At 41.7% G+C, this 4397-nt stretch carries 4 protein-coding genes; 3 read left to right on the top strand and 1 reads right to left on the bottom strand.

Going from position 1 to position 4397, the window contains the following annotated elements; genetic code table 11:
• Positions 1 to 174: 174 nt before the first annotated feature.
• Complete coding sequence (locus VF500_RS20520; RefSeq protein WP_330861468.1) at positions 175 to 522, bottom strand: iron-sulfur cluster assembly accessory protein; 348 nt, start codon at positions 520 to 522, stop codon at positions 175 to 177.
• Positions 523 to 613: 91 nt separating this feature from the next.
• Between VF500_RS20520 and VF500_RS20515 the strand changes: the two genes are divergently transcribed.
• The 3 genes from VF500_RS20515 to dnaA all read left to right on the top strand — a co-directional run.
• Complete coding sequence (locus VF500_RS20515; RefSeq protein ID WP_330861467.1) at positions 614 to 1144, top strand: hypothetical protein; 531 nt, start codon at positions 614 to 616, stop codon at positions 1142 to 1144.
• A gap of 4 nt (positions 1145 to 1148) precedes the next feature.
• A complete protein-coding gene (locus VF500_RS20510) occupies positions 1149 to 2699 on the top strand; it encodes an acyl-CoA mutase large subunit family protein (protein ID WP_330861466.1) in 1551 nt (516 codons plus the stop codon).
• A gap of 433 nt (positions 2700 to 3132) precedes the next feature.
• Positions 3133 to 4397: chromosomal replication initiator protein DnaA (gene dnaA / locus VF500_RS20505; protein WP_330861465.1), on the top strand; the 1265-nt coding region annotated here is incomplete at its 3' end.

Below are 4397 nucleotides of genomic sequence, written 5' to 3'. Positions count from 1 at the left end.
TAAATATAAAAAACTTGTTGGTATGACTAAGCACTATGCCTATTTGTTACAGAGCTATACGACTTAATTTTTGTGATAGTAGCTGGCTGATATGCAAAACAGGGTTATGCTAATACAACAAAAGCCGCTTCATAACAATATGAAGCGGCTTCTAATATTTTAACCAAGGCTATCTTAAACTGAGAACGAAGAGCCGCAGCCGCAGGTGCTGGCAGCATTAGGATTGTTGAAAGTAAAGCCACGTGCATTTAATCCATCCTGGTAATCGATCTGCATGCCGGCAAGATATAAACCGTGGGCTTTATGCATGAATACTTTGATGTCATCAATAATGTATTCCTGATCGCCATCCTTTTTCATATCGAAGCCTAAAATATAGTTCATGCCTGAGCATCCACCACCCTCAACACCAACACGCAGACCAAAGTCCTCGCTTATTTCTTGCTGGTCTTTTAATTTAAAAAGTTCTTTTACTGCGCCCGGCGTAAAAGTAACCGGAGCGGTTTCAACAGCTATACTCATCTTATTTTTATTTATTCTACACAAATATAACGTAAAATGCAGATTTTTGTTAGTGTCATAATTTTATGACCCCTGTATAACATTTATAAACATGCCTAATCTGCTTTTTTTGTTTGATATTTTAAAGTACACTATTTCGGGCTTAGGCGTTGTGTATATTGCTTTTTACCTCTTCAAGCCATATCTTGATAAATCAGAAAGTATCCAGTTATTGGAGTTAAAGCGTACCATCAGTAACCAAACCCTGCCGTTGCGTTTGCAGGCCTATGAAAGGGTTGTATTATTCATTGAAAGGGTTAACCCGGCAAGTTTGCTTATCCGTTTAAACGGATCGGCCGATACTGCTGCTGAATTGCAGGCAATTATTATTAATGAGGTGCGCAATGAGTTTCAACATAATATTACCCAGCAAATTTATGTAAGCGCCCGCGTTTGGAATGTGGTAAAAAGGGTTAAGGATGATACCATTAATATGATCAATAATGCGGTAAAGGCGTTGCCGCCGGATACCTCAGCGCTTGAGTTAAGCAAAGTGATCCTGCTGCATTTAAGCAAGTTGGATGATAGTCCTTATGATGTGGCGTTAGGCCTGATCAGGCAGGATATGGAAGAATTATACTAAGCTTATGGCCGCGGATAAAAAGATCACCACTACATCGGGTATTGAAATTAAGGAGGTTTATACCGAACCTTCAAATATGAACGAATTGCCCGGCGAGTTCCCTTTTACCCGCGGCATCCAGAAAGATATGTACCGGGGCAAACCCTGGACCATGCGGCAGTATGCCGGTTTTTCAACCGCCGAAGAATCAAACAAGCGTTACCATTATTTATTAAGCCAGGGGACAAATGGCCTTTCTGTAGCGTTTGATCTTCCGACACAAATAGGTTATGACTCTGACCATGCCCTTGCCGAAGGTGAGGTAGGTAAGGTGGGAGTGGCCATTGATTCGTTAAAGGATATAGAGATACTGTTTGACGGCATTGAGCTGAAGAATATCACCACCTCCATGACCATCAATGCCACCGCCCCGATCCTGCTGGCCATGTACATTGCCTTAGCCAAAAAACAGGGGGCCGATCTTAAACAGATCTCCGGTACCATACAAAACGATATATTAAAGGAGTACGCCGCCCGCGGCACCTATATATACCCGCCTGCACCATCTATGCGGCTCATTACCGATGTGTTTGAATACTGCAGCAAAGAAGTGCCCAAATGGAACACCATTTCTATATCAGGCTATCATATTCGCGAAGCCGGCTCAACCGCGGTACAGGAACTGGCATTTACATTAGCCAACGGTAAAGCTTATTTAAAAGCCGCGTTGGATAAGGGACTTGATATTAATGTATTTGCCAAGCGCCTTTCTTTCTTTTTTAATTGTCATAGCAATTTTTTCGAGGAGATAGCCAAGTTCAGGGCAGCCCGGCGTATGTGGGCACATATTACCAAACAGTTGGGGGCTACTGATGCAAGTGCTCAAAAGCTCCGTTTTCATACACAAACAGGTGGCTCAACATTAACAGCACAGCAACCGTTAAATAATATTATAAGGGTAAGCAATCAGGCTATGGCCGCGGTATTGGGTGGCACACAATCGTTGCATACCAACGGGTATGATGAAGCATTGTCGTTACCAACCGAGGCTGCTGCCAAAATTGCCCTGCGCACCCAGCAGATCATCGCGTTTGAAAGCGGCGTTACCGATACGGTCGACCCGCTGGCGGGTTCATACTTTATAGAGGCCCTGACAGATGAGATAGAAGCCGCCGCTCAATTATATATAGATACGATAGACGCTATGGGCGGTGCGGTGAAAGCTATTGAGCAAGATTACATCCAGCAGGAGATAGCGGCTTCGGCCTACCAGTATCAGCAGGAGATCGAAACAGGCGAAAAAGTGATTGTAGGTGTTAACCGGTTTACACAGCAGGAGGAGGCCCCGATTAATGTTTTCAGGGTTGAAGATACCATCAGGATAATGCAATCTGAGAAAATTGCGGAGCTAAAAAGCACGCGCAACAGAGAAACTGTTGAGAAAAGTTTACATCTTTTGAGAATAGCGGCCACCGGTACTGAAAACTTAATTCCTTTTATCGTAACTTCGGTAGAAAGCTACTCTACTCTGGGTGAAATTGCCGACGTATTACGCGGCGTTTTCGGGGAATATTAGCATCGTGGGGTGGCTTAGTGCATGTGTTTATGACGTGCCACAAATCAAAAAAACTTGGTTTTTATTTTTATAAAGCACTAAACCAGTGCATTACTTTTTTAGTTTGTAATAACAGCTGAAAGGGCTCAACAATTGCCCAGGTTTTGGCGTATAATTAAGGGTTGTAACCCTCGATTTTATGATACTTTTTCTTGAAATTTCAAAAAAAGAAAAAAATAATTAAAAAATAATTGGATTATGATTTTGTATGGAAAATTATGCTAACCATACGAAAATTTCATCAAAAAATCGAATTTGTTAATAAAAAGCCAAATGTTAAAAAAGTGAAAATTTAATTTTTTTATAAGCTTTTTTTGGCAATATTCGATGTTCCGTAGCAAGGCCAAAAGATGTTTCGCTGGGGGTTGGAAATCAATATTTTACTATTATCTATATGGAAAAAACTTGTACGAACGTCTGGAATAGCTGCCTTCAAATCATTAAAGACAACATACCGGCCCAGAGTTTTAAAACCTGGTTTGAGCCGATAAAAGCTTTGAGGATGGAAGGGAGCGTATTAACCATACAAGTACCAAGTTTATTCTTTTATGAGTGGCTTGAAGAGCACTACGTAGGGTTACTGCGCAAAACAATTAAGAAACAATTAGGGGACGAAGGACGTTTAGAGTATAATATAGTTGTTGAGCAATCATCAAGTAAACCATACACAACTAACATGCCTTCAAACGGAAATGGCGCTGATTCAAAACATCAGAGTATGCCGATACCTATTTCAATTAACAAGGATATAAAAAATCCATTTGTTATACCCGGGCTTAAAAAGTTGAATGTAGATCCTCAGCTTAACCGTAACTACACCTTCGAAAACTTTGTTGAGGGGGATTGTAACCGTTTGGCCCGTTCTGCAGGTTATGCCGTTGCAGCTAAACCTGGAGGTACCTCGTTTAACCCGCTGATGATTTATGGAGGTGTAGGTTTAGGTAAAACCCACCTGGCACAAGCCATCGGTAACGAAATTAAGCGCACCCTGCCCGATAAGCTGGTACTATATGTATCATGCGAGAAATTTACACAGCAATTTGTTGATGCCTTAAAGCATAATAACATCAATGATTTTGTGAACTTTTACCAAGCCATTGATGTGCTGATCATGGACGATGTGCACAACTTTGCCGGGAAAGAAAAAACACAGGATTTCTTCTTCCATATTTTTAACCACCTGCACCAATCGGGCAAACAGCTGATCATTACATCAGATAAAGCGCCTAAGGACCTGGCCGGTTTGGAAGAACGCCTTCTCTCGAGGTTTAAATGGGGCCTTTCTGCCGATTTGCAGATCCCTGACCTGGAAACCCGTATGGCTATCCTGAAAAACAAAATTTACCAGGACGGTATCGAGTTATCTAACGATGTGATCGAATACGTTGCTCATAACATCGATAATAACGTACGTGAGCTGGAAGGCGCTATGGTATCATTACTGGCGCAGTCGACCCTTAACCGTAAAGAGATTGACCTGAACCTGGCTAAACAAATGTTGAAAAACTTTGTGAAGAACTCATCTAAAGAAATTTCGATGGAGTATATCCAGAGCCTGGTGTGTGAGTATTTTGAAGTGCCTATTGAGATGGTAAAATCACAAACCCGCAAACGCGAAATTGTACAGGCCCGTCAAATTTCTATGTACCTGGCCAAAGC

The sequence above is a fragment of the Mucilaginibacter sp. genome, assembly GCF_036383575.1.
In the GTDB taxonomy this organism is placed as follows: domain Bacteria; phylum Bacteroidota; class Bacteroidia; order Sphingobacteriales; family Sphingobacteriaceae; genus Mucilaginibacter.
This window is presented reverse-complemented; position numbering and strand designations above follow the sequence as displayed.

What these genes read in the sequence shown, in the direction of transcription:
- VF500_RS20515 (WP_330861467.1), top strand. Translation starts at nt 614, where the DNA reads ATGCCTAATCTGCTTTTTTTGTTTGATATTTTAAAGTACACTATTTCG.
- VF500_RS20510 (WP_330861466.1), top strand. Translation starts at nt 1,149, where the DNA reads ATGGCCGCGGATAAAAAGATCACCACTACATCGGGTATTGAAATTAAG.
- VF500_RS20520 (WP_330861468.1), bottom strand. Translation starts at nt 522, where the DNA reads ATGAGTATAGCTGTTGAAACCGCTCCGGTTACTTTTACGCCGGGCGCA.